The organism is Blastococcus sp. SYSU D00813 (genome assembly GCF_054050735.1).
Map to the genome: position 1 here is coordinate 75,551 of NZ_JBJGZX010000004.1, position 24,784 is coordinate 100,334.

23 protein-coding genes are annotated in these 24,784 nt (G+C 75.6%); 17 read left to right on the top strand and 6 right to left on the bottom strand.

Going from position 1 to position 24,784, the window contains the following annotated elements; all coding sequences use genetic code 11:
- The first annotated feature begins 16 nt into the window (after positions 1-16).
- Positions 17-1,378 carry a hypothetical protein gene (locus ACI8AX_RS04080; RefSeq protein ID WP_456548518.1) on the top strand — a complete coding sequence of 454 codons (1,362 nt, stop codon included), beginning with the start codon at positions 17-19 and terminating at the stop codon, positions 1,376-1,378.
- A gap of 69 nt (positions 1,379-1,447) precedes the next feature.
- Here the strand turns inward: ACI8AX_RS04080 and ACI8AX_RS04085 are convergent, their stop codons facing one another.
- A complete protein-coding gene (locus tag ACI8AX_RS04085; protein ID WP_456548519.1) occupies positions 1,448-2,200 on the bottom strand; it encodes an SDR family oxidoreductase in 753 nt (250 codons plus the stop codon).
- Between the two features lie 280 nt (positions 2,201-2,480).
- Between ACI8AX_RS04085 and ACI8AX_RS04090 the strand changes: the two genes are divergently transcribed.
- The 9 genes from ACI8AX_RS04090 to ACI8AX_RS04130 all read left to right on the top strand — a co-directional run bounded on the left by ACI8AX_RS04090 (position 2,481) and on the right by ACI8AX_RS04130 (position 13,071).
- Positions 2,481-3,425: a Rossmann-like and DUF2520 domain-containing protein gene (locus tag ACI8AX_RS04090; RefSeq protein WP_456548520.1), complete on the top strand. Its 945-nt coding sequence runs from the start codon at positions 2,481-2,483 to the stop codon at positions 3,423-3,425.
- Positions 3,422-4,276, top strand: coding sequence for a pantoate--beta-alanine ligase (gene panC, locus ACI8AX_RS04095; RefSeq protein ID WP_456548521.1), 855 nt, complete (start codon positions 3,422-3,424; stop codon positions 4,274-4,276). Before ACI8AX_RS04090 ends, panC begins: the two co-directional genes overlap by 4 nt.
- Before the next feature lie 8 nt (positions 4,277-4,284).
- Positions 4,285-4,698 (top strand): aspartate 1-decarboxylase, encoded by a 414-nt coding sequence (gene panD, locus ACI8AX_RS04100; RefSeq protein WP_456548522.1) that lies wholly within the window; start codon positions 4,285-4,287, stop codon positions 4,696-4,698.
- Positions 4,695-6,380, top strand: coding sequence for an L-aspartate oxidase (locus ACI8AX_RS04105; RefSeq protein ID WP_456548523.1), 1,686 nt, complete (start codon positions 4,695-4,697; stop codon positions 6,378-6,380). Before panD ends, ACI8AX_RS04105 begins: the two co-directional genes overlap by 4 nt.
- Positions 6,374-7,288: a carboxylating nicotinate-nucleotide diphosphorylase gene (nadC, locus tag ACI8AX_RS04110; protein WP_456548524.1), complete on the top strand. Its 915-nt coding sequence runs from the start codon at positions 6,374-6,376 to the stop codon at positions 7,286-7,288. The genes ACI8AX_RS04105 and nadC overlap by 7 nt, the downstream gene beginning before the upstream one ends.
- A 3-nt stretch (positions 7,289-7,291) precedes the next feature.
- Positions 7,292-8,113 carry a type III pantothenate kinase gene (locus ACI8AX_RS04115; RefSeq protein ID WP_456548525.1) on the top strand — a complete coding sequence of 274 codons (822 nt, stop codon included), beginning with the start codon at positions 7,292-7,294 and terminating at the stop codon, positions 8,111-8,113.
- A gap of 11 nt (positions 8,114-8,124) precedes the next feature.
- Positions 8,125-9,630 carry a lysine--tRNA ligase gene (lysS, locus tag ACI8AX_RS04120; RefSeq protein ID WP_456548526.1) on the top strand — a complete coding sequence of 502 codons (1,506 nt, stop codon included), beginning with the start codon at positions 8,125-8,127 and terminating at the stop codon, positions 9,628-9,630.
- A 163-nt stretch (positions 9,631-9,793) separates the two neighbouring features.
- Entirely contained in the window at positions 9,794-10,150 is a 357-nt protein-coding gene (locus tag ACI8AX_RS04125) for a histone-like nucleoid-structuring protein Lsr2 (RefSeq protein WP_456548527.1), read from the top strand.
- Between the two features lie 380 nt (positions 10,151-10,530).
- Positions 10,531-13,071 carry an ATP-dependent Clp protease ATP-binding subunit gene (locus ACI8AX_RS04130; RefSeq protein ID WP_456548528.1) on the top strand — a complete coding sequence of 847 codons (2,541 nt, stop codon included), beginning with the start codon at positions 10,531-10,533 and terminating at the stop codon, positions 13,069-13,071.
- 74 nt (positions 13,072-13,145) lie between these two features.
- Here the strand turns inward: ACI8AX_RS04130 and ACI8AX_RS04135 are convergent, their stop codons facing one another.
- A complete protein-coding gene (locus ACI8AX_RS04135) occupies positions 13,146-14,057 on the bottom strand; it encodes an A/G-specific adenine glycosylase (RefSeq protein ID WP_456548529.1) in 912 nt (303 codons plus the stop codon).
- A 77-nt stretch (positions 14,058-14,134) separates the two neighbouring features.
- On the opposite strand from ACI8AX_RS04135, the gene ACI8AX_RS04140 reads away from it, so the two are divergent.
- On the top strand, positions 14,135-14,824 hold the full coding sequence (locus ACI8AX_RS04140) for a MucR family transcriptional regulator (protein WP_456548530.1): 690 nt from the start codon (positions 14,135-14,137) through the stop codon (positions 14,822-14,824).
- 16 nt (positions 14,825-14,840) lie between these two features.
- Here the strand turns inward: ACI8AX_RS04140 and disA are convergent, their stop codons facing one another.
- The 3 genes from disA to ACI8AX_RS04155 all read right to left on the bottom strand — a co-directional run bounded on the left by disA (position 14,841) and on the right by ACI8AX_RS04155 (position 18,260).
- Positions 14,841-15,926, bottom strand: a complete 1,086-nt coding sequence (gene disA / locus ACI8AX_RS04145; protein WP_456548531.1) for a DNA integrity scanning diadenylate cyclase DisA — start codon at positions 15,924-15,926, stop codon at positions 14,841-14,843.
- A gap of 79 nt (positions 15,927-16,005) precedes the next feature.
- Complete coding sequence (gene radA, locus ACI8AX_RS04150) at positions 16,006-17,370, bottom strand: DNA repair protein RadA (RefSeq protein WP_456548532.1); 1,365 nt, start codon at positions 17,368-17,370, stop codon at positions 16,006-16,008.
- 44 nt (positions 17,371-17,414) lie between these two features.
- Entirely contained in the window at positions 17,415-18,260 is an 846-nt protein-coding gene (locus ACI8AX_RS04155) for a hypothetical protein (RefSeq protein ID WP_456548533.1), read from the bottom strand.
- Between the two features lie 104 nt (positions 18,261-18,364).
- Here ACI8AX_RS04155 and ACI8AX_RS04160 point away from each other — a divergent pair, with 104 nt between their 5' ends.
- From ACI8AX_RS04160 to ACI8AX_RS04180, 5 genes are all read left to right on the top strand, one after another.
- Positions 18,365-19,939 carry a cryptochrome/photolyase family protein gene (locus tag ACI8AX_RS04160; protein ID WP_456548534.1) on the top strand — a complete coding sequence of 525 codons (1,575 nt, stop codon included), beginning with the start codon at positions 18,365-18,367 and terminating at the stop codon, positions 19,937-19,939.
- 90 nt (positions 19,940-20,029) lie between these two features.
- Positions 20,030-20,662 carry an RNA polymerase sigma factor gene (locus ACI8AX_RS04165; protein ID WP_456548535.1) on the top strand — a complete coding sequence of 211 codons (633 nt, stop codon included), beginning with the start codon at positions 20,030-20,032 and terminating at the stop codon, positions 20,660-20,662.
- Complete coding sequence (locus ACI8AX_RS04170; protein ID WP_456548536.1) at positions 20,659-21,705, top strand: hypothetical protein; 1,047 nt, start codon at positions 20,659-20,661, stop codon at positions 21,703-21,705. The genes ACI8AX_RS04165 and ACI8AX_RS04170 overlap by 4 nt, the downstream gene beginning before the upstream one ends.
- 122 nt (positions 21,706-21,827) lie before the next feature.
- Positions 21,828-23,120 (top strand): cytochrome P450, encoded by a 1,293-nt coding sequence (locus tag ACI8AX_RS04175; RefSeq protein WP_456548537.1) that lies wholly within the window; start codon positions 21,828-21,830, stop codon positions 23,118-23,120.
- The gene (locus ACI8AX_RS04180) at positions 23,117-23,320 is read left to right on the top strand and encodes a ferredoxin (protein ID WP_456548538.1); all 204 of its coding nucleotides are present in this window, start codon (positions 23,117-23,119) and stop codon (positions 23,318-23,320) included. The genes ACI8AX_RS04175 and ACI8AX_RS04180 overlap by 4 nt, the downstream gene beginning before the upstream one ends.
- On the opposite strand, the gene ACI8AX_RS04185 is transcribed toward ACI8AX_RS04180, so the two are convergent.
- Positions 23,313-24,074: a UbiA family prenyltransferase gene (locus ACI8AX_RS04185; RefSeq protein WP_456548539.1), complete on the bottom strand. Its 762-nt coding sequence runs from the start codon at positions 24,072-24,074 to the stop codon at positions 23,313-23,315. The two genes, ACI8AX_RS04180 and ACI8AX_RS04185, sit on opposite strands and share 8 nt — an antisense overlap.
- Positions 24,075-24,293: 219 nt before the next feature.
- Here ACI8AX_RS04185 and ACI8AX_RS04190 point away from each other — a divergent pair, with 219 nt between their 5' ends.
- Positions 24,294-24,776, top strand: a complete 483-nt coding sequence (locus ACI8AX_RS04190; protein WP_073418385.1) for a CarD family transcriptional regulator — start codon at positions 24,294-24,296, stop codon at positions 24,774-24,776.
- Positions 24,777-24,784: the final 8 nt, after the last annotated feature.

Here is a 24,784-nt window from a genome sequence, read left to right on the forward strand (position 1 = left end):
CGTTACGCTGGAGTCCATGCGCGGGGGACCGGACGAGCGAGACGACTCCGCCACCGCACCCCGCTGGCGGACCGCCGGACTGGCCGTCGGCGCGGTGCTCGCCGTGGCCGCGACCGTCGTCGTCTTCCTCACCGACGACCCCCGCCTGCTGCGGCTGGCCGTCGTCGGCGGCGCCTGGGCGTTCGTCCTCGCGATGCTGGCCGCCGGGCGCCGCCGTCCCGCGGCCGAGCCGCGCCCCGCGACCGAGCCCGAGACCGCCGGCCGGCGGGAGCGGGAGACCGAGAGCCGGCTGCGCCGCGAGGCCGACGACGCGATGCGGGCCGAGCTCGCGGCGCTGCGGCGCGAGGTGGCCGCGCTGGGCGCGATCCGCCAGGACGTCGCGGCGCTGGGCGCGATCCGCCAGGACGTCGCCGCGCTGACGGGCCTGCGGGCAGAGGTCGCCGCCCTCGCGGGACTGCGCCAGGACGTGGCCGCCCTCGCCGGCGTGCGGCAGGAGGTCGCCGCGCTGGGGGCGCTGCGGCAGGACGTGGCCGCGCTCGCCGCGCTGCGGCAGGACGTGGCGGCGCTGGGCGCGCTGCGCGACGACGTCTCCGGACCCGGCGGGCTGCGCGAGGAGGTGGCCCGGCTCTCCTCCGTCCGGACCGACCTCGGTCAGCTGGGCGAGCTGCGCGCGGAGCTCGGCCGGCTGCGCACCGAGCTGACCGAGCAGCTGTCCAGCGAGATGTTCCTCGAGCGGGTCGTCATGCGGACCCAGTCCTCCCGCGGCCCGGCCGGTCCCGTCGAGGGGCCGGGCACCCGCTCCATCGAGGCCGTGAGCTGGTCCGACGAGCCTGCGCGGGAGCTCACCGGCGGCTGGCCCGCCGTCCGCCTCGAGACCCCGGCGCCGGAGCGCTGGGCCCCGGCCGCGCCGCCGGCCGCTCCTGCTGCCCCGGTGACCCGCGGGTACGACGCCCTGCAGGGGATCCGGGCCCAGCAGGCGGCCGAGCCCCGGACCGACCCGGCGCTGCCCGTCGCGGCCGAGGCCCCGCGCCGCCGCCGGCACACCGACGACCCGGGCACCGCCGAGCAGCTGACGGTGGAGCGGCCCCTGTCCCCGACGCGGGACCGCTCGGCCCCCGCCGAGCCGGCGCCGCGGCTCGACGCGTGGCCGCGGCCGCCGGCGCCCCCGCCGCCCGAGCCGGCCCCCGAGCCGCCCGCCCCCGTCCCGGCTCCGCTGACGGTGCAGGCGCCGGGCGTCCCGACGCCGGGCGAGGCCCGGCTGGCGCAGATCCTCGCCGAGAGCGGCAGCGGCGCCCGCGCGGGCGGACGGCGGCGGCACCGCTACCGCGACGACGACGAGGACGACGACGTCCTCGCGCGGGTGCTCGGCCGCCACTAGGGGAAGGACCCCGTCGCCCCCACCGCTCGCACGCTCGCGGCGGGCCCCTGCGACGGGGCCGGAGGGCTCCTAGGCCGGGCCGCGGGCGAGCGCGCCGCCGTCGAGCACGAGGGTCTGGCCGGTGACCCAGCCCGCGCCGTCGCCGAGCAGGTAGGCCGCGGCCTCGCCGACGTCCTCGGGCTCACCGAGACGGCCGAGCGGGTAGGCGCCGGCCGCCTCCTCCTCGCGGCCCTCGTACAGCGCGCCGGCGAAGCGGGTCTTCACCACCGCGGGCGCGACCGCGTTCACCCGCACGCGGGGGGCGAGCTCGACCGACAGCTGGGTGACCAGGTTGACGAGCGCGGCCTTGCTGACGCCGTAGCCGGCGATGCCGGGGGAGGCCTTGAGCCCGCCGACCGACGCGACGACCAGGATCGAGCCGCCGTGCTCGGCCATCCACGCCCGCCAGGCCTCCTGCACCAGGCCCAGCGTCGACACGACGTTGGTGTCGAGGATCTTGCGGAAGGCGTCGAGGTCGAGGTCGACCGCCGGCCCGAACACCGGGTTGATCCCGACGTTGCCGACCAGCAGGTCCAGGCTGCCGAAGGTGTCGACGGCGGTGCGCACGGCCTCGGCGCGGTGCGTGGCGTCGCCGGCGTTGCCCGCGACCCCCACGGCCACGTCCGGGCCGCCGAGCGCGGCGACCGCCTCGGTCAGCGCCTCCGGCCGGCGCGCGGTGACCACCACGCGCGCGCCGCGGCGGACCAGGCTCTGCGCGATCGCCAGCCCGATGCCCCGGCTCCCGCCGGTGACCAGTGCGGTGCGTCCGTCGAACTCGCCCATGTGCTCCCTGCCTCGCTCCGTCGGTGGGGCGTCACGGTAGGCGCGACGCCGGCGACCCCGCCCGCCGGTCCCCGTGACCGACCCCACAGCCCCCCGGCGTTGCAGAGCGCCCCGACCGGTCACACACTCGCCATCGGCACGACACCCGCGTGACACAGCTGGTCGCAGCGGGGAGCGCGCCGCCGGCACGACCGCACCACCGCACCACCCCGCCGGTCTCCAACGGGGGAGACCGACCGACGTCCGGTACCCGCCCCGGGACTGGAACGAGGAGTGCTCCATGCCTGCTGCCCGCAGGACCCCCCGCGCCGCGGGTCTGCCCGCGGCCGCCGACGCACCCGCCCGCCTCCGCGTGGGCGTCGTCGGCGCCGGCCGAGTCGGCGCCGTCCTGGGCGCCGCCCTCTCCGCCGCCGGCCACGACGTGGTCGCCGCCGCCGGCCTCTCCGCCGCCTCCGCCGAGCGCGCCGCCCGCCTGCTGCCCGGCGTCCCGCTGCTGCCGACCGACGAGGTCGTCGCCGCGGCCGACCTCGTGGTCCTCGCCGTCCCCGACGACACCCTCGCCGGGCTGGTCTCCGGCCTGGCCGGGACCGGCGGCTGGCGCGCCGGCCAGCTGACCTTCCACACCTCCGGCGCCCACGGGCTCGCCGTCCTCGAGCCCGCCGCCCGCGCCGGCGTGCTGCCGCTGGCGCTGCACCCGGCCATGACCTTCACCGGCGCGCCCGAGGACGCCGACCGGCTGGCCGGCGCCCCGTTCGGCGTCACCAGCGCGCCCGAGTACCGCGCCGTCGCCGAGACGCTGGTCCTGGAGATGGGCGGCGAGCCGTTCTTCGTGGCCGAGGACGACCGGCGGCTGTACCACGCCGCCCTCGTGACCGGCGCCAACCACCTGGTCACGCTGGTCGCCGAGGCCGCCGACCTGCTGCGCACCGCCGGCGTCGCCGAGCCCGCCCGCGTCCTGGCCCCGCTGCTGACGGCCGCGCTGGACAACGGGCTGCGCCGCGGCGACCGCGGGCTGACCGGGCCGGTCAGCCGGGGCGACGTCGGCACCGTGGCCGACCACCTGGCGACGCTCACCGACCGGGCGCCGGAGTCGGTGGCCGCCTACGTCGCGATGGCCCAGCGCACGACCGAGCGCGCCCTGGCCGCGGGCCGGCTCAAGCGGCACGAGGGCGCCCCGCTGCTGGACCTGCTGTACGAGGCCGCGGACCCGGCCGGCTCCCGGTGACCGCCGGCCCCGGCCCCGCCGTCGCGGAGACGGCGGGGGACCTCACCCGCCTGCGCGCGGCGCTGCCCGGACCGGTCGCCCTGGTGCCGACCATGGGCGCCGTGCACGAGGGGCACCGCACGCTGGTCCGCGCCGCCCGCGAGCGCGCCGGCAGCGTCGTCGTCTCGGTGTTCGTCAACCCGACGCAGTTCGGGCCCGGTGAGGACTTCGACCGCTACCCGCGCACCTGGGACGCCGACCTCGCCGCGCTGGCCGAGGAGGGCGCCGACGTCGTCTTCCACCCGCAGGTCGACGACGTCTACCCGCCCGGCTCGCTGGGCGTCACCGTCCAGCCCGGCCCGGTCGGGTCCGTGCTCGAGGGCGCGGTGCGGCCCGGCCACTTCGCCGGCGTCCTGACCGTCGTCGCCAAGCTGTTCGGCCTGGTGCGGCCCGACGTGGCCCTGTTCGGCGAGAAGGACTACCAGCAGCTCACCCTGATCCGCGCCATGGCGCGGGAGCTGGCGCTGGGCGTCGAGGTCGTCGGCGTGCCGACCGTCCGGGAGGACGACGGGCTGGCACTGTCCTCGCGCAACCGCTACCTGACCCCGGGACAGCGGGGCACGGCGGCCACGGTGCACCGGGCGCTGCGCGCCGGGGCGGAGGCCGGGCCGCGCGGCGCCGACGCCGTGCTCGCCGCCGCCCGCGAGGTGCTCACCACCGCGCCCGGGCTCGTGCCCGACTACCTCGAGCTCACCGACCCCGACCTCGGCCCGGCACCCGCCGCCGGCCCCGCCCGCCTGCTGCTGGCCGCCCGCGCCGGCAGCACCCGACTGCTCGACAACGTCCCGGTCACCCTCGGAGGCCCCCGATGATGCGCACGATGCTCAAGTCCAAGATCCACCGGGCGACGGTGACCCAGGCCGACCTGCACTACGTCGGCTCGGTGACCATCGACGAGGACCTCCTCGACGCCGCGGACCTCATCCCGGGCGAGCAGGTCGCCATCGTCGACATCACCAACGGCGCCCGGCTGGAGACCTACGTGATCCCGGGCGAGCGCGGCAGCGGCGTCATCGGCATCAACGGCGCCGCCGCGCACCTCGTGCACCCCGGCGACATGGTGATCATGATCAGCTACGGCCTGATGGACGAGACCGAGGCCAAGAGCTACATCCCCAAGGTCGTGCACGTCGACGCGGCCAACCGCATCGTCGACCTCGGCGGCGACCCGTCGGCCCCGGTGCCCGGCGCGACCGACCAGAAGCGCAGCGACCTGGGCGTCCCGGTCAGGTGAGCCTGGCCCCCGCGAGCGGCACCCTCGTCGGGCTGCCCCTGCGGCTGGCCGCGCCCGACCCGGGCTGGGAGCTGACCGCCGACGTCTGCGTCGTCGGCTCCGGCATCGCCGGGCTCTGCGTCGCGCTGCACGCGCGCGCGGCCGGCCTGTCGGTCGCCGTCGTCACCAAGGTCCGGGTGGACGACGGGTCGACCCGGTGGGCCCAGGGCGGGATCGCCGCCGTCCTGGACCCCGCGGACAGCGCCGAGGCCCACGCCGCCGACACCGAGGTGGCCGGCGGGGGGCTGTGCGAGCCGGACGCCGTCCGGGTCCTGGTCACCGAGGGGCCCGAGCGGCTGGCCCAGCTGATCGGCTGGGGCGCCGCGTTCGACCGCGACCCCTCCGGCCGGCTGCTGCTCACCCGCGAGGGCGGGCACTCGGCCGACCGCATCGTGCACGCCGGCGGCGACGCCACCGGGTGGGAGGTGCAGCGTGCGCTGCACGAGGCGGTGCGGGCCGACCCCGGCGTCACGCTGGTCGAGCACGCGATGGTGCTCGACCTGCTGCGCGACGCCCAGGGCCGCGCCGCGGGCGTCACGCTGCACGTGCTCGGCGAGGGCAGCGCCGACGGAGTGGGCGCCGTCCGCGCCCGGGCCGTCGTGCTGGCCACCGGCGGGATGGGGCAGGTCTACGCCGCCACCACGAACCCGCCGGTCTCCACCGGTGACGGGGTGGCCCTGGGCCTGCGCGCCGGCGCGGTGGCCACCGACCTGGAGTTCGTCCAGTTCCACCCGACGTCGCTGTACCTCGGCCCGGACGTCCGCGGCCAGCAGCCGCTGGTCAGCGAGGCGCTGCGGGGCGAGGGCGCGGTGCTGCGCGACGGCGCGGGGGAGCGCTTCATGGTGGGCGTGCACCCGCTCGCCGAGCTCGCGCCGCGGGACGTCGTCGCCAAGGCGATCACCCGGGTGCAGCTGCGCGACGGCGTGCCCCACGTCTGGCTCGACGCCCGGTCGATCCCCTCCCTGCCCGAGCGCTTCCCGACCATCGTGGCCCGCTGCCGGCAGGCCGGCATCGACCCCGTCACCGACCTCGTGCCGGTCACCCCGGCGGCGCACTACGCGTCCGGGGGCCTGGTCACCGACCTGGCGGGGCGGACGACGGTGCCGGGCCTGTACGCCTGCGGCGAGGTGGCGTGCACCGGCGTCCACGGCGCCAACCGGCTGGCCTCCAACTCACTGCTCGAGGGGCTGGTCTTCGCCGCGCGGATCGGCGCCGAGCTGGCCCGCTCGCTGCCGCTGCCCGCCGCCCCGCTGGCCGGCGCCCCCGCGCTGTCCGGGCTGCTCGACCCGGCGGGCCGGCAGCGCGTCACCGGCACGATGTCGGCCTCCGTCGCGGCGCTGCGCAGCGGCGAGGGCCTGGCCGGCGCGCTGGCCACCCTGGGCGGGCTGGCCGCTGCGCTGTCCGACGGGGCAGGTGCCGCGCCCGGCGTGCCGAGCTGGGAGGCCACCGACCTGCTCACCGTCGCCGGCGCGCTCACCGTGGCCGCGGCGGCCCGGGAGGAGACCCGCGGCTGCCACTGGCGCGAGGACCACCCGGAGGCCTCCGACGCCTGGCGGGTGCACCTCGACGTGCGGCTGGACAGCGCCGGCGAGCTGCAGCTGACCCGCCGTCCGGTGGGGACGCCGGTGGTGGTCCCGTGGTGACCCCGGGCGACCCCCGCTCGCTGGCGGGCACCGGGCTGGAGGAGGCCTGGGTCGACGCCCTGGTCGAGCGCACCCTCGCCGAGGACCTCACCGGCGGCGCGGTGCTGCCCGGCGCGCCCGACCTCGCCGTCTCCTACGACGTGACCAGCGCCGCCACCGTGCCCCCGGCTCAGCTGGGCACCGCCGACCTGGTCGCCCGCGCCGACGGCGTCGTCGCCGGGCTGCCGATCGCCGCGCGGGTGTTCACCCGCCTGGCGCCCGGCGCCACGCTCACCGCCGGCGCCGCCGACGGCGACCGGGTGTCCCGCGGCGACGTGCTGCTGACCGTCCGCGGGCCGGTGCGCGCGCTGCTGGCCGCCGAGCGCAGCGCGCTCAACATCGCCAGCCGGGCCAGCGGCATCGCCACGGCCACCCGGGCGTGGGCCGACGCGGTCGAGGGCACCGGCGCCACGGTGCTCGACACGCGCAAGACGACGCCGGGCCTGCGGCCGCTGGAGAAGTACGCGGTCCGCTGCGGCGGTGGGTCGAACAAGCGCATGGGCCTGTACGACGTCGCCATGGTCAAGGACAACCACGTCGCCGCGGCGGGTTCGGTGGCCGCGGCCGTGGCGGCCGTCCGCGAGCGGGCCCCGCGCGTGCCCGTGCAGGTGGAGGCCGACACCCCCGCACAGGCGGTGGAGGCGGTCGAGGCGGGGGCGCAGTTCCTCCTGCTGGACAACATGACGCCGGCGCAGCTGCGCGAGGTCGTCGCCGCCGTCGGCGACCGGGCCGAGCTCGAGGCCACCGGCGGGCTCACCCTCGCCGTCGCGCGCGAGGTCGCCGAGACCGGCGTGGACTACCTGTCGGTGGGGGCGCTGACGCACTCCTCGCCGATCCTCGACCTGGCCCTGGACCTGCGGGAGGGCTGAGCGTTGCTGCTCACCGTGGACGTCGGCAACAGCCACACCGTGCTCGCCGTCTTCGACGGCGACCGGTGCGTCCGCGGCTGGCGGGTCACCACGCAGGCGCACGCGACCGCCGACGAGATCCGGATGCTCTGGCGCGGCCTGCTGCGCGACACGGAGGTCACCGGGGTGGCGGCGTGCTCCGCGGTCCCGGCACTGCTGCCGGCGCTGCGGCAGCTGCTGGACTCCCTCGAGGTGCCGGTCGTGCTCATCGGCCCCGGGGTGCGCACCGGCGTCCCGCTGCACGTGGACAACCCGCGCGAGGTCGGGGCCGACCGGGTGGTGACGGCGCTGGCCGCGCACGAGCTGTACGGCCGGGACGCCGACGGCCGCGGGCGCCCCGTCGTCGTCGTCGACTTCGGCACCTCGACCAACGTCGACGCCGTCGGCCCCGGCGGGCAGTTCCTCGGCGGCGCGCTGGCCCCCGGGCTCGAGGTGAGCCTGGACGCGCTGGCCAGCCGGGCGGCGCAGCTGCGCTCGGTCGAGCTGACCGTGCCGCCCCAGGCGATCGGCAAGAACACGGTCGCGGCGCTGCAGTCGGGCATCGTGCTCGGGTTCGCCGGGCTCGTCGACGGCCTGGTGGGGCGCATCTCCGCCGAGCTGGTCGAGCAGTTCGGCCGGCCGCCGGTCGTCGTGGCGACGGGCGGGCTGGCGCCGCTGGTCGTCGACAGCTGCCGGACGGTCTCCGAGCGCGAACCCGACCTGACAGTCCACGGGCTGCGGCTGGCCTTCGAGCGGCAGCAGTCGGCGCACCGTTCCCCGCCCGGGCGCCGTCCGGCCTCCCCGTAGGCTGACCCTCCGTGAGCGAGGAACCGCCTGGTCCGTCCGACGACGAGCTCCCGGAGCAGATGCGGGTCCGGCGGGCCAAGCTCGACCGGCTGCGCGACGGCGGCGTCGACCCCTACCCCGTCGACGCCCGGCGGACCACGACCCTGTCCGCGGTCCGCGCCGACCACCCGGACCTGCCTCCGGACACCATGACCGGGGAGACCGTCAGCGTCGCCGGCCGGGTGATCTTCTCCCGCAACACCGGCAAGCTGTGCTTCGCGACGCTGCGCGAGGGCGACGCCGAGCTGCAGGTGATGCTCTCCCGCGACCGGGTCGGCGAGGAGGCCCTCTCCGCCTGGAAGGCCGACGTCGACCTCGGCGACCACGTGCTGGTCACCGGTGAGGTGGGGACGTCGCGCCGTGGCGAGCTCTCGGTGTTCGCCGACTCCTGGCGGCTGACGGCGAAGGCGCTGCGGCCGCTGCCCGTGGCGCACAAGCCGATGAGCGAGGAGCTGCGGGTCCGCCGGCGCTACGTCGACCTCATCGTGCGCGACGAGGCCCGCCGGACGGTCCGCCAGCGCGCCACGGTGAACGCGACGCTGCGCGCCGGCCTCACCTCCCGCGGTTTCCTCGAGGTCGAGACGCCGATGCTGCAGACCGTGCACGGCGGCGCCGCGGCGCGGCCCTTCCGCACGCACATGAACGCGTTCGACCTCGATCTGTACCTGCGCATCGCGCCGGAGTTGTTCCTCAAGCGCTGCATCGTCGGCGGGCTGGACCGCGTGTTCGAGATCAACCGCAACTTCCGCAACGAGGGCGCCGACAGCTCGCACTCGCCGGAGTTCGCGATGCTGGAGTTCTACGCGGCCTACACCGATTACGACGACGTGGCCACCGTCACCCGCGAGCTGGTCCAGGAGTGCTGCGCGGCGCTGTTCGGCGACCACGTCGCGCGCCACCACGACGGCACGGAGATCGACCTCTCCGGCGAGTGGGCGCAGGTGCGCCTCTACGACGTCGTGTCCGCGGCCGTGGGCGAGGAGGTCACCCCGGAGACGCCGGTGGAGCACCTGCGCGCGCTGGCCGAGCGGCACGACGTCGGGGTCGACCCGAACTGGCTGCCGGGCAAGGTCGTCGAGGAGCTGTTCGAGGCGCTGGTGCAGCACGACCTGCAGGCCCCGACGTTCGTCAAGGACTACCCGGTCGACACCTCGCCGCTGACCCGGGCGCACCGCTCGGACCCCGGCCTGGCCGAGAAGTGGGACCTCTACATCGGCGGCATCGAGCGGGGCACCGGCTACTCCGAGCTCGTCGACCCCGTCGTCCAGCGCGAGCGCTTCACCCAGCAGGCGCTGCTGGCTGCCGCCGGCGACCCCGAGGCCATGGTCCTGGACGAGGACTTCCTCGAGGCGCTGGAGTACGGGATGCCGCCGACCGGCGGCGTCGGCATGGGCATGGACCGGCTGATGATGACGCTCACCGGATTGGGGATCCGGGAGACCATCCTCTTCCCACTGGTGCGCCCGCTGTCTTCCTGAGCCATTTCCGAGAACCCGACGTCTCAGCGCTCTCACCCATTCCGCCGAAATATCCCGAAATCGGCACCGAATGGTCGGGAGTTGTGGTGTGATGGTGTCGTCGCCGTCGGTGACGCACCCATCCGGTCACGGGGCTGGGAATAGAGAGGCTAGGAAACGGTAAATGGCGCAGAAGGTCCAGGTCATCAAGACCGACGATCTCGAGAACGACGACGTCCCCGCCGACGAGACGATCTCGTTCGCCCTGGACGGCACCACGTACGAGATCGACCTGTCGGAGAAGAACGCCGCGGAGATGCGTGACGCGTTCTCGCGCTACGTGCAGGCGGCGCGCAAGGTGAGCCGCGGCGGCGGCCGGGCGTCCGGCGCGGGCCGCTCGCGGGCCACCGGGGGCGGTGGCCGGATGGACCGCGAGCAGGCGGGCGCCATCCGTGACTGGGCGCGGAAGAACGGCCACGCCGTCAGCGACCGCGGCCGCATCCCGGCCAGCGTCGTCGACGCCTACGAGGCCGCGCACTGAGGCAGCTCCGCAGCACCCCGACGTAGTCGGACCTCGACCCGCGTGGCGGGGGCGCGCAGCGTCCCCACCCGCGGGTCGATCCGTTCCGGCGCCCCTCAGCCGCAGCGGACGCGGCACCCGGCCGGGGTGGAGGCCGGCGGGCCGACGGGGGGCGGCGCCGCCGTCCGCTCACGGCGTAACGGGAGTGGAACACCGCCCCGCCAGCATCAGTTGGACCGGGCAGCTCCTCCTCCCCAACCCCGGCCGTGTGCCGACGGGGAGTCGGAGTCCGCGACTACAGTGGAAAGACCGGTGCCCCCGCGCGCCGACGGACGTCGGGTGCTCCTCCCCACAGACGGGGAGGGCAGTGCCGGACCAGCCGGTCGAAGGAGAAGCAGCAGATGTTCGAACGGTTCACCGACCGAGCCCGCCGCGTGGTCGTCCTGGCCCAGGAAGAGGCCCGGATGCTCAACCACAACTACATCGGCACCGAGCACATCCTCCTGGGCCTGATCCACGAGGGTGAGGGCGTCGCCGCCAAGGCTCTCGAGTCCCTCGGCATCTCGCTGGAGGGTGTCCGCCAGCAGGTGGAGGAGATCATCGGCCAGGGCCAGCAGGCCCCCTCCGGCCACATCCCCTTCACCCCGCGGGCCAAGAAGGTGCTCGAGCTGTCCCTGCGCGAGGCGCTGCAGCTCGGCCACAACTACATCGGCACCGAGCACATCCTGCTCGGCCTGATCCGCGAGGGCGAAGGCGTCGCCGCCCAGGTCCTCGTGAAGCTGGGCGCCGACCTCAACCGCGTCCGCCAGCAGGTCATCCAGCTGCTCTCCGGCTACCAGGGCAAGGAGCCGGCCGCGGCCGGCGGGCCCGCCGAGGGCACGCCGTCGACCTCGCTGGTCCTCGACCAGTTCGGCCGGAACCTCACCCAGGCCGCCCGCGACTCCAAGCTCGACCCGGTCATCGGGCGCGCCAAGGAGATCGAGCGGGTCATGCAGGTGCTGTCGCGCCGCACGAAGAACAACCCCGTCCTCATCGGCGAGCCCGGCGTCGGCAAGACCGCCGTCGTCGAGGGCCTGGCCCAGGCGATCGTCAAGGGCGAGGTCCCCGAGACGCTCAAGGACAAGCAGCTCTACACGCTGGACCTCGGCGCGCTCGTCGCCGGTTCCCGCTACCGCGGTGACTTCGAGGAGCGGCTGAAGAAGGTCCTCAAGGAGATCCGCACCCGCGGCGACATCATCCTGTTCATCGACGAGATCCACACCCTCGTCGGGGCCGGTGCCGCGGAGGGCGCGATCGACGCCGCCAGCATCCTCAAGCCGATGCTGGCCCGTGGTGAGCTGCAGACCATCGGCGCCACCACGCTCGACGAGTACCGCAAGCACCTGGAGAAGGACGCCGCGCTCGAGCGCCGCTTCCAGCCCATCCAGGTGGGCGAGCCGACGCTGCAGCACACCATCGAGATCCTCAAGGGGCTGCGCGACCGCTACGAGGCGCACCACCGGATCAGCATCACCGACGGCGCCCTCGTCGCCGCCGCGACGCTGGCCGACCGGTACATCTCCGACCGCTTCCTGCCCGACAAGGCGATCGACCTGATCGACGAGGCCGGCGCCCGGATGCGGATCAAGCGGATGACCGCCCCGCCGGACCTGCGCGAGTTCGACGACCGGATCGCGGCCATCCGCCGCGAGAAGGAGTCGGCGATCGACGCCCAGGACTTCGAGAAGGCGGCGTCGCTGCGCGACAAGGAGAAGAACCTCCTCGCCGAGAAGGCCGAGCGCGAGAAGCAGTGGAAGGCCGGCGACATGGACGTCGTCGCCGAGGTCGACGACGAGCAGATCGCCGAGGTCCTCGCCAACTGGACCGGCATCCCGGTGTTCAAGCTGACCGAGGAGGAGACCTCCCGGCTGCTGCGCATGGAGGACGAGCTCCACAAGCGGATCATCGGCCAGGAAGAGGCCATCAAGAGCGTCAGCCAGGCGATCCGGCGCACCCGCGCGGGCCTCAAGGACCCGCGTCGCCCCGGTGGCTCGTTCATCTTCGCCGGCCCCTCGGGTGTCGGTAAGACCGAGCTGGCCAAGGCGCTGGCCAACTTCCTGTTCGGTGAGGACGACGCCCTCATCCAGATCGACATGGGCGAGTTCCACGACCGCTTCACGGTCTCCCGCCTCGTCGGTGCCCCTCCCGGCTACGTCGGTTACGACGAGGGCGGCCAGCTGACCGAGAAGGTGCGGCGCAAGCCGTTCTCGGTGGTCCTCTTCGACGAGATCGAGAAGGCGCACGCGGACGTGTTCAACACGCTCCTGCAGGTGCTGGAGGACGGCCGGCTCACCGACGGTCAGGGCCGGATCGTGGACTTCAAGAACACGATCCTGATCCTCACCACCAACCTCGGGACGCGGGACATCTCCAAGGCGGTCGGTCTCGGCTTCCAGGCCGGGAACGACGACCAGAGCAACTACGACCGGATGAAGCTCAAGGTCAACGAGGAGCTCAAGCAGCACTTCCGGCCGGAGTTCCTCAACCGCATCGACGACATCGTCGTGTTCCACCAGCTGACCGAGAACGAGATCATCGAGATCGTCGACCTCATGGTCGCCCGCGTCGAGGGCCAGCTGGCGAACAAGGACATGTCGCTGGAGATCACCCCGGCGGCGAAGAAGCTGCTGGCCGCCCGGGGCTTCGACCCGGTGCTGGGTGCCCGGCCGCTGCGCCGGACCATCCAGCGCGAGATCGAGGACGCGCTGTCGGAGAAGATCCTCTACGGCGAGCTGACCGCGGGTCAGATCATCGTGGTGGACGTCGACGACGCCGAGGGCCCGGCGCAGAAGTTCACCTTCCGCGGCGAGGCCAAGCCGATCGACCTGCCCGACACCCCGCCGGTGGCCCTCTCGGGCGCTGACGGCGAGGAGGAGGGCCCGGCGGCCACCGCGGCCGAGTAGGCGCCTCCAGCACGACGACAGGGCCGTCCCCGCACACGCGGGGGCGGCCCTCCGTCGTCCCCGCCCCTCGTCGCTCAGGTGGGGAGGGTGAAGCGGCCGTCGGGGGTCTGCTCGACCAGCCCGTCGGCGAGCAGCGAGTCCAGGCACCGGCTGCGCTGGACGGCGTCGTCCCAGGCCGCGTCGAGCTCGGGCGCCGGCACCGGGCCGTGGGCGGCGCGCAGCACGTCGAGCAGCCGGCCGCGCACCTGGCGGTCGGTGCCGGCGAAGCGCTGCACCCGCCGCGGCGGTCCCTCGGCCGGCGGGCTGCCGGCGAGCCGCCACGCGCAGGCCAGCCGCACCGGGCACGCCTCGCAGCGCGGGGTGCGCGCCACGCACACCAGCGCCCCGAGCTCCATCGCCGCCACCGAGAACCGGACCGCGCGGGCGGGGTCGGCGGGGGCGAGCGCGGCGACGTCGGCCAGGTCGGAGACCCGCGCGGGCAGGGCCTCGGCCCGGCCGTGCACCAGCCGCGCCACGACCCGCCGCACGTTGGTGTCCACGACCGGCTGCGGTCGCCCGTGCCCGAAGCAGGCCACCGCCCGCGCCGTGTAGGTGCCGACCCCCGGCAGGGCCTCCAGCGCGGCGACGTCGGCCGGCACCGTGCCCCCGTGGCGCTCGGTCAGGGCGACGGCGGTCTCGCGCAGCCGCAGCGCGCGCCGCGGGTAGCCGAGCTTGCCCCAGGCGCGGATGACCTCGGCGGGGGAGGCGGCGGCGAGGTCCGCGGGAGCGGGCCAGCGGGCCATCCACTCGCGCCAGACCGGCTCGACCCGGGCCACCGGGGTCTGCTGCAGCATCACCTCGCTGATCAGGACGGCCCACGGATCGGTGTCCGGCCGGCGCCAGGGCAGGTCGCGCGCGGCGCCGGCGAACCAGTCGACGAGCACCTCGCCGAGAGCCGGGCCCGTGCTCCCGGGGGGCGCGAGCGGCGGCGGTGCGGGGCTGTCCACGGGGGTCCAGTGTGCCGTCCGCCGGACCCGGCGCGCCGGACCCGTCCCGCGGCCGTCGCCGCACTACGGTTCTCGCCGTGCTGCACCCGGTCGGCCCCCTCCCCGCCGCCGTCTACTGGCGGCGCCGGGCCCTGGTGCTCGGCCTGGTGCTCGCCGTCCTCGGCGGCGGCACGTGGCTCGGGATGTCGCTGCTCGGCGGCGGTGGCGACGACGCCGCGGGCGGGGAGACGCAGGCCGCCGGCACCTCGGCGGCCCCGACGACGGCGGCGGGCACGCCGGCCCTCGAGCGGGTGGTCCCCTCCCTGGCGAGCGTGCAGACCCCCACCGTCCCGGCCGGCCCGACCGTCGCCCCGGCACCGCCTGCCGGCCCGGAGCCCGGAAGCCCGTGCACCGACGACATGATCGCCGTCGACGTGCGCGGCCCCGGCAGCGCTCCGGCCGGCAGCGGCCCGACGCTCGAGCTCGTGGTCACCAACGTGTCGCCGGTGCCGTGCGTGCGGGTGCTGGACAAGGAGCTCCAGGAGATCGTCCTGCTCGACACCGCGGGCGCGCGCCTGTGGGGCAGCAACGACTGCCAGCCCGAGGCCAGCGACGACGTCCGGACGCTGGCGCCCGGCGAGCAGGTGGCCTTCCCGCTGGTCTGGAGCGGGCTGTCCAGCGAGCCGAGCTGCACGGTCGGCCGGACGACGGTGCCGCCGGGTCAGTACGTGCTGCGCGGCCGGCTGGAGACGAAGCCGAGCCCCGACACGCCGCTGACGCTCACCTGAGCGCGCCGGGCGGCGCTCAGCTGTAGCGGTCGAGGATCGAGGTCTCGGCCAGCCGGGACAGGCCCTCGCGGATGCCGCGGGCGCGGGCCTCGCCGACGCCCTCGACGGCCAGCAGGTCCTCGATGGTGGCGGCCAGCAGCTTCTGCAGCCCGCCGAAGTGGTCGACCAGCCGGTCGATGATGCCCGCCGGCAGGCGCGGCACCCGGGCCAGCAGGCGGTAGCCGCGCGGGCTGACCGGGGAGTCGAGCGCGTCGGCAGAGGTGGGCAGGCCGTAGCAGCGCGCCACCGCGGAGAGGTCGAGCAGCTCGGTGGCCGACAGGGCCCGCAGGTCGGTGAGCACCTGCTCGGTGCTGCGCGCCCGGCGACCCGTGGCGGGCAGGTAGTCGCGCACCAGCAGCCCGCGGTCCTCCTCGACCCCGGCCAGCATCTCGTCGAGCTGGAGGGCCAGCAGGCGCCCGTCGGTGCCCAGCTCGACGACGAAGCCCTCGATCTCGTCGGCGATGCGGCGGACCATCTCCAGCCGCTGGCTCACGCTCATCGCGTCGCGGATCGTGACCAGGTCCTCGATCTCCAGCGCCGACAGCGTGCTGGCGACCTCGTCGAGGCGCAGCTTGTACCGCTCGAGGGCGGCCAGGGCCTGGTTGGCGCGGGCGAGGATCGTCGTCGGGTGCTCGAGGGTGTACCGGCGGCCGGCCACGTAGACGCTGATGATGTGCATCGACTGGCTGACCGAGATCACCGGGAAGCCGGTCTGGATCGCCACCCGCTCCGCGGTGCGGTGCCGGGTGCCGGACTCCTCCGTGGGCACGGTCGGGTCGGGCATGAGGTGGACGCCGGCCCGGACGATCCGCAGACCGTCGTAGGAGACGATCACCGCGCCGTCCATCTTGGCCAGCTCGCGCAGGCGGGTGGCCGAGAGCGCGACGTCGAGCGCGAACCCGCCGGTGCAGATGGACTCGACCACCCGGTCGTACCCGAGCACGATCAGCGCGCCGGTGCGACCGGCCAGGATCCGCTCCAGGCCGTCGCGCAGCGCCGTCCCGGGAGCGATGCGGCCGAGGAGCTCGCGCAGGGCGACCTCGGAGTCCACAGCGGGGGGCACGAGCGCTCCTGACGGTCGACGTGGGGCGGGGCCTGAGTCTACGTGGGAGGCAACGGTACTGGTGTGGCTCGCAGGGTGATCAGCCCAGCCGGGTGAGCGCCGTCCCGAGGTCGGGCACCTCGATCAGCCGCATGCCCTTGGGTGCCGGCCCCGCGTCCTCGGGCACGAGCGCCACCCGGTAGCCCTGGCGGGCCGCCTCGGCCAGCCGCCGGCCGGTGCCGCCCACGCGGCGGATCTCCCCGGAGAGCCCCACCTCGCCCACCGCCACCAGCCCGGCCGGCAGCGGGGTGTCCGCCGTCGCCGACGCGATCGCCAGCGCGAGGGCCAGGTCGGCGGCGGGCTCGGCGATCTTGACGCCGCCGACCGAGGCGGCGAAGACGTCCGCCTGGGCCAGCCGCACCCCGCCCCGGCGCTCCAGGACGGCGTTCACCATCGCCACCCGCTGGGGGTCCAGACCGCTCACCGCCCGCCGCGGCGACCCACCGGCGCTCGGCGCGACCAGCGCCTGCACCTCGGCCAGCAGCGGCCGGCTGCCCTCCATGGTCACCGTGACGCAACTGCCGGGGACCGGCGCGGCCCGGCGGGAGACGAACAGGTGTGAGGGGTCCGGCACCCCGACCACGCCGGCGTCGCCGATCTCGAAGCAGCCGATCTCGTCGGCGGGGCCGAACCGGTTCTTGGTGGCGCGGACCAGCCGCAGGGTGGAGTGCCGCTCGCCGTCGAAGGAGACGACGACGTCGACCAGGTGCTCGAGCGTGCGCGGCCCGGCGATCGCGCCGTCCTTGGTCACGTGGCCGACGAGGATGGTGGTCATGCCGCGGCTCTTGGCCACCGCGGTCAGCGCGCTGGCGACGGCGCGGACCTGGGTGGAACCGCCGTCGGTGCCGTCGACGGCGGGGGAGCGCACGGTCTGCACGCTGTCGAGGACCAGCAGCGTGGGCTGGACCTGCTCGACGTGCGCCAGCACCGCCGACAGCTCGGTCTCGGCCGCCAGGTAGAGCCGGTCGTGCAGGGCGCCGATCCGCTCGGCGCGCAGCCGCACCTGCCCGGCCGACTCCTCGCCGGAGACGACGAGCGCCGGGCCGTTGGCGGCGGCGACGCGGTGGGCGACCTCCAGCAGGAGCGTGGACTTGCCGACGCCGGGCTCGCCCGCCACCAGCAGCACGGCGCCGGGGACCAGCCCGCCGCCCAGCACGCGGTCGAACTCGGCGATGCCGGTCGGCACCGCGCGGGCGCCGGTCAGCTCGACCTGGGCGATCGGCCGCGCCGGCGCCGTCACCGCCCCCGCGAGGACGGCGCGCAGGCCCCCGGAGGGGACGGCGCCGACCTCCTGCAGCGTCCCCCAGGCCTGGCACTCGGGGCAGCGCCCGACCCACTTCGCCGAGGCGAAGCCGCACTCGGTGCAGCGGTGGGCGGGACGGGCTGTCTTGGCGGCGGGAGGCACGCCCCGACGCTAGCCGCGGGGTACGACGATCCCGGGGAGCGCCGCTACTCGGCCTCGGTGTCCTGCTCGTCGCCGCCGTCGGCGCCCTCTTCCTCGTGGAAGTCGAAGGCCTCGCCACGGGGCAGCTCGCCGCCCGGGCCGGCGACCAGCGCCTGGACCGTCACCTCGCCGGCGTTCTGGAACGTCAGCGTGACGGTGACCGTCTGGCTGGCGGTCAGCGGGGCGTCGACGTCGAGGTCGGCGAGGAAGAGGCGGGTGGTGTCCGCGTCGACCTCGGGCTCGCAGGGCTGCTCGGCGTCGTACTGCCGCAGGCCGATGGTGGTCACCGCGCCGGCCGGCAGCGGGATGTCGACGCTGGTGCTCGCCGAGGGGGCCGCGGAGGTGGTGGGGGCCGCCGAGGTCGGGGCCGCGCCGGTCTCCGGGGCCTCCGAGCCGCTCGGGGTCTCGGTCGTGGTGGGGGTGTCGGTGGTACCCGGCGTCTCCGTCGTGCCCGCCTCCGGCTCGGCGGAGGCGGACGGGGCGGCCGACGTCGTGGGCGCCGCGGTGGGGGTGGGCGAGGTCTCGCCCGGCAGCTCGTCGACGTAGACGCCGTCGAAGACGTCGCCCGAGACGCCGGTGAGGGTGTCCTCCTCGCGGCTGCCGTTGACGATCGACAGCACGAGCTCGGGGTCGTCCCCCGACTCGTAGGCCGTCGCCTCCTCGTCACCGGCCTCGCAGGGGTTCGCGAGCTGGACCTGACGCAGCTCCAGGTCGCCGATCTGGGCGGACGGGCCGACCTTGTCGCGGTCCTGCGAGGCGGTCTGGTTGACCTGTCCGGCGCTGCAGGCGGTCAGTGCGACGGGGGTCAGCAGGAGCACCCCCATGGTGGCGGCGCGCAGTGCGCGGTTCACAGCCGACGACCTCCAGCGAACACGTGCCGGCCACCGCGAGTTCGGTGGCTCGAGTCGCGCCGAGCCTAACGGTCGACCCACGATGACCGCCGGGAGGTGAGGCCGTGGGTCTCCGGGACGACGTGGACCCTGCGCTCGCTGACTTCCCCGTGCGCGCGCCCGCCACACGCCGGTGGTGCTTCGCCGACCAACTGGGCCCGCACTTCCTCGACGCGCCCGACCAGCCGGTGCTGCTGATCGAGTCCCGGGCGGTGTTCGCCCGGCGCCGCTTCCACCGGCAGAAGGCGCACCTGGTGCTGTCGGCGCTGCGGCACCGCGCGGCCGAGCTGGGCGAGCAGGCCGAGCTGCACCGGGTCACCACCTACGCCGAGGCGCTCGACCGGGTCGGCGAGCCGCTGTCGGTGTGCGCGCCCACCACCTGGAGCAGCCGCGACTACGTGCTGCGCCGTCCCGGCCTGCAGGTGCTCGCCGCCCGTGGCTTCGTCGCGACCCAGGCGGAGTTCGCCGCGTGGGCCGGCGGCCGGGGTCGCGGGGGCGGCGGGGCGGGCGGACGGCGCGGCCGGCTGCTGATGGAGGACTTCTACCGGGACTCGCGCCGCCGGCACGACGTCCTGATGAACGGCGCCGAGCCGGTGGGCGGGCGGTGGAACCTCGACGCCGAGAACCGCGAGCCCCCGCCGGCCGACGGCCGGGTCGGCGTCCCGGAGCCGTGGTGGCCGGAGGAGGACGAGATCGACGCCGAGGTCCGGGCCGACCTCGACCGGTGGGAGGCCGAGGGGCTGGTCTCGTTCGTGGGGGACGACGGCCCGCGGCTGTTCCCGGTCACCCGGGCGGAGGCGCTGTACCGGCTCGACGACTTCCTCGAGAACCGGCTGGGCGCCTTCGGCCCGCACGAGGACGCGATGCTGGCCGGTGACCGGTGGCTGGCCCACTCGCTGCTGTCGCCGGCGCTCAACCTCGGCCTGCTCGACCCGCTGGAGGTCGTCACCGCCGCCGAGCGCACCGCCCGCGACCGCGCCGCGGTGGGCGACCCGCTGCCGCTCAACAGCGTCGAGGGCTTCGTCCGGCAGGTCATGGGCTGGCGGGACTACGTCTGGCACCTCTACTGGTACCTGGGCCGCGACTACCGCCACAGCAACGCGCTGGCGGCCACCGAGCGGGTGCCGGACTGGCTCGCCGAGCTCGACGGCGACGCCGTGGAGGCGGCCTGCATGTCCGACGTCCTCACCGACCTGCGCCGGGACGGCTGGGTCCACCACATCCCGCGGCTGATGGTGCTGGGCAACTACGCGCTCCAGCGCGGCATCGACCCGCTGGAGATGACCGACTGGTTCCACCGGTCCTTCGTCGACGGCTACGACTGGGTGATGGTCAGCAACGTCGTCGGGATGAGCCAGCACGCCGACGGCGGGGTGCTCGCGACCAAGCCCTACGCCGCGGGCGGGGCCTACATCGACCGGATGAGCGACTACTGCGGCGGCTGCCGCTACGACCCGCGCAAGCGGCTCGGCGAGGACGCCTGCCCCTACACCGCCGGCTACTGGGCCTTCCTCGAGCGCAACCGCGGGCGGCTGGCCGGCAACCAGCGGATGCGCCGTCCGCTGCAGGGGCTGGACCGGCTGAAGGACCTGCCGCTCGTCGTCGAGCAGGAGCACGACCGGGGCACCCGCCCGCTCTGACGCCGACCGCCCGACCGGGCGACAGCGGTCCAGTCCCGCGCCGCACCTGCCGATGCCATCCCCGCCACGGGGAGGACGGCGGGAGGTGCGATGGCGAGGCAGACCGGCGTGGGCCCGGCCTTCGACGACGTGCTCGCCGCGGCCCGGACGGGCGCGGCGTGGGCCTTCGAGGTGCTCTACCGCGACCTGGCCCCCGCGGTGACCGGCTACCTGCGGCTGCACGGCGCGCTGGAGCCCGACGACCTGGCGAGCGAGACCTTCCTCGCCGTCTTCCGCGGGCTGGACGGCTTCGAGGGCGACGAGCAGGGCCTGCGGTCGTGGGTGTTCACCATCGCCCACCGCCGGCTGGCCGACGACTGGCGGCGGCGCGGCCGCCGGCCGCAGCTGGCCGAGGGCGGGGACGAGCTCGTGCCCGACGCCGCGGGCGGCGACGTGGAGGACGACGCGCTGCTGCGGCTGGGGACCGAGCGGGTGCACGAGCTGTGCGCCGGGCTGCCGGCCGACCAGCGGTCGGTGCTGCTCCTGCGGGTGCTCGCCGACCTCACCGTGGAGCAGGTCGCCGAGGTCATGGGCCGGTCCGTGGGGTCGGTCAAGGCGCTGCAGCGGCGCGGACTGCGCCGGCTGCGGGAGGAGCTGGCGCCGGCCGGCCCCACCCCGACGGGTGACCCGGGGGCCGTCCGCGCACCCCTGCGGGTCCGTCCGGCGATGACGGGAGCGAGATGACCACGCCAGCCGACGCCCGAGCCGCCGAGGAGGCCTTCGAGGCCGCCCTCGCCGGCCGTCCCGGACCCGCGGGTGCCGCCGCCCTGACCGCGTTCACCGACGCGGTGCGGGCCGAGGCCACCGCCCCCGGGCGGCCGAACGCGGCCCTGGCCGAGCTGCTGGCGACCGGTCTGCTCACCGATCCGTCCCGGACGACGGTCGGTCGACCCGCACGCAGCTCACGGAAGAGACCCCGCATGATCCTCAGCACGCTCGCCGTCAAGTTCGCCGCCGCCGGCACCGTCGCGAAGGCGGCCGTCGCGGGCGGCGCCGTCGCCGTGGCCCTGACCGGCGTCGCCACCGCCACCGACGTCCTGCCCGGGACGGGGGAGGACACCGCCGTCGTCACGACCGGCGACAGCGACGCCGTGGCCGGCGACGGCGGCACGGACGGCTCGACCGGCGGCAGCACGGACGGCTCGACCGACGGGACCTCCACCGACGGCAGCTCCACCGACGGCACCTCCACCGACGGCGGCACGGGCACCGGCGACGACGCCGGCGCCGGGGACGCGACCGCGGGGGACGCCACCGACGGGGAGGGCGGTGACGCGCCGGTCGAGCCGAGCGAGTGGGCGACGGGCCCCGAGGCCGGCGAGTGGCACTCCTTCGGCGAGTGGGTGAGCGCCGGCAGCCACGCGGGCCTCGTCCGCGGCGAGGTCGTGAGCTGCTTCGCCCGCGTGGGCAAGCCGAACGGGCCCGTGGAGAGCTACTGCCGGTCGCTCGCCCTCGGTTCGCTGCCGGCCGACGACGACTCGGCCGAGCAGCCCCCCGCCGTGCCGGTCGACGGGCCGGTCGAGGACGGCACCGACGACGCGCCGGCCCCGGCGCCGGCCCCCGCGCCGACCGCCGACAGCGGCACCACGGCCGGCAGCACCGGCAGCGGCGCCAACGCCGGCCACGGGAACGGCAACGGCAACGGCAACGCCGGCGGGAACGGCAACGCCGGCGGCAACGGCGGGAACGGCAACGGCGGGAACGGGAACGGCGGCGGCCGCCGCTGAGCCGGGGCGGGGCCGGGCACCCCGCCCGGCCCCGCGCCGGACCCGCCGGTGCCGAGTGGCTTGACCGCCGGTGTGACGCGCGCCACGGTGGAGCGGCCCGCGCACCGACCCCGGGAGGCCCGTTGTCCAGCACCGTCGTCCCGCCCGGCCCCCCGCCCGGGCTCGAGGCCATCGACCTCTCCGACCGGGAGTTCTGGGCCCGGCCGCCGGAGGAGAAGCACGCGGTCCTGGACCTGCTGCGCGCCGAGGCGCCCTTCGCCTTCTTCGCCGAGCCGGTGATCCCCTACCTGCCGGTCGGGCCGGGCTACCACGCGGTGACCCGCTACGCCGACGTCGAGGCGATCAGCTGCCGCCCCGACCTGTTCTCCTCCGGCGCGGGCGCCGTGTCGATCCAGGACATGCCGCCGGACCTCAACGAGTTCTACGGCTCGCTGATCAGCATGGACGACCCGAGGCACGCCAAGATCCGGCGGATCGTGGCCAAGGCCTTCACCCCGCGGATCCTGGAGGGCCTGGTCGGCTCGGTGCAGGCGGTGGCCGAGGACGTCGTGACCCGGGCCCGCCGCACCGCCGAGGCCGGCGACGGCAGGATCGACGTCGTCGCCGACCTGGCCGCCCCCATCCCGCTGCGGGTCATCTGCGACCTGATGGGCGTGCCGGACGGCGACCGGGCGATGGTGCTCCAGCAGTCGAACGTGATCCTCTCCGGTGGCGACCCCGAGCTCATCGAGAGCGAGGAGCACGCCGTCGCCGCGTTCCTCACCGCAGGGGAGCTGCTGGCCGGGCTGATGACCCGGATGGCCGTCGAGCGCCGCAGCCGGCCGGCCGACGACCTCACGACCGCTCTGGTCAACGCCGAGGTCGACGGCGAGCGGCTGACCGACCAGGAGATCGCCAGCTTCTTCATCCTGCTGCTGGTCGCCGGCAACGAGACCACCCGCAACGCCATCTCCCAGGGCGTGCTGGCGTTGTCCGATCACCCCGCGCAGCGGGACCGGTGGGCCGCCGACCCGGGGCTGGACCGGACCGCGGTCGAGGAGATCGTGCGGTGGACCAGCCCGATCACCTGGATGCGCCGGACCGCCACCCAGGAGGTCGAGCTCTCCGGCGAGCGCTTCCCGGCGGGTACCAAGTTCCTGCTCTTCTACGCCGCGGCCAACCGCGACCCCGCCGTCTTCGCCGAGCCGCACCGCTTCGACCTGTCCCGCGACCCCAACCCGCACGTCGGCTTCGGCTCGAAGGGCCCGCACTTCTGCCTCGGCGCGCACCTGGCCCGCCGGGAGATCCGGGTGGCGTTCCGGGCGATCTTCGACCACCTGCCCGACCTCGAGGTCACCGGCCCGCCGGCCCGGCTGCAGTCGTCCTTCGTCAACGGGCTCAAGCGGCTGCCGGCCACGCTGAGGGGAGCGAGGTGAGACGCGTCCTGGTCGACCGGGACCGGTGCCTGGCCAGCGGGGTGTGCGAGGTGGTCGCACCGGACGTCTTCGAGCTCGACGACGACGGCGTGCTGCAGGTGCGCCGGCCGGCGGAGGACGACCGGGCCGCCGTGGAGGAGGCGGTCCGGGCCTGCCCCAGCGGCGCGCTGGTCCTCGCCGCCGACCGCCCGGTCAGGTGAGCGCGGCGCCGCCCAGCAGCAGCAGGACGACGTCCAGCACCGTCAGCAGCATCACCGCCGGGAAGGCGAGCCGGCGGAAGCGTGCCGTCCCGGACAGCGCCGCCACGGCGACGGCGGGCACGGCGAGGGCCAGCGCGGCCCACCCGGCCGCCGTCGGCGGCCCCTCGGGGGCGAGCACGAGCACCAGCGAGGCGCCGAACAGCAGCACCGCGCCGGTCACCGCCGAGGCGGCCGCGCCGATCCGGTGCGGCAGTCCCCGCACGCCGGTGGCGAGGTCCTCCTCGATGTCGGGGGCGACGTTGGCGAGATGGGCCGCGGCCCCGAGCGCGCCGCCCGCGGCGACCAGCCACCAGGGCGCCGCCGGCGTGCCCGGTGCCGCGGCGACGACGCCGGCCGGCAGCAGCCCGAAGCCGGTCACGTAGGGCACGGCGGAGGCCGCCGTGCGCTTCAGGCCGGCGTTGTAGGCCCACCCGCTCGCCACGAGCGCCAGCAGCAGCAGGCCGGGCGCGACGCCCAGCAGCAGCGACAGGACGACGGCCAGGACGACGCTCGCCAGCGCCGCCGAGCGCAGCAGAGCGGGGTCCACGGCGCCCTGCACGACCGGCTTGTCGGCCCGTGCGACGGCCCGGTCGCGGTCGGCGTCGAGCCAGTCGTTGCTCCACCCGATGGACGCCTGACCTGCGAGGACGGCGAGGCACACCAGCACCACCCGCCCCGCCGGCACCCCCGCGGCGACGGCCAGCAGGGTGGCCACGGTCGTCACCGCGACGGCCGGGCCGGGGTGCGTCGCGAGCACCAGCGCCCGGGCCGACGGGACCCTCCGGGCAGGCCCCGCAGGCACACCGACCATGCCTCTGTCAACCCCTCCCGGGTACTCCATGTGGCTCCTGACCTGCGGCTTTGCCGATCGCGAGCCGTCCCCGGGGGCAGTCTGCCGTGGTAGGCTGTGGACAGCGAAAGGGGTCACATCCACATGGGCTTCACTGTCGGCGAGACCGTCGTCTACCCGCACCACGGTGCCGCTCTGATCGAGGCGATCGAGACTCGCGTCATCAAGGGCGAAGAGAAGGCCTACCTCGTGCTCAAGGTCGCCCAGGGTGACCTGACCGTGCGCGTCCCGGCCGACAACGCAGAGATCGTCGGCGTCCGTGACGTCGTCGGCCAGGACGGGCTGAACCGCGTCTTCGAGGTGCTGCGCGCGCCGCACACCGAGGAGCCGACCAACTGGTCCCGCCGGTACAAGGCCAACCTCGAGAAGCTGGCCTCCGGCGACGTGAACAAGGTCGCCGAGGTCGTGCGCGACCTGTGGCGGCGCGACAAGGACCGCGGCCTGTCCGCGGGCGAGAAGCGCATGCTGTCCAAGGCCCGCCAGATCCTCGTCAGCGAGCTGGCCCTGGCCGAGGGCACCAACGAGGACAAGGCCGAGGTGCTCCTCGACGAGGTCCTCGCCAGCTGAGCGCCAGC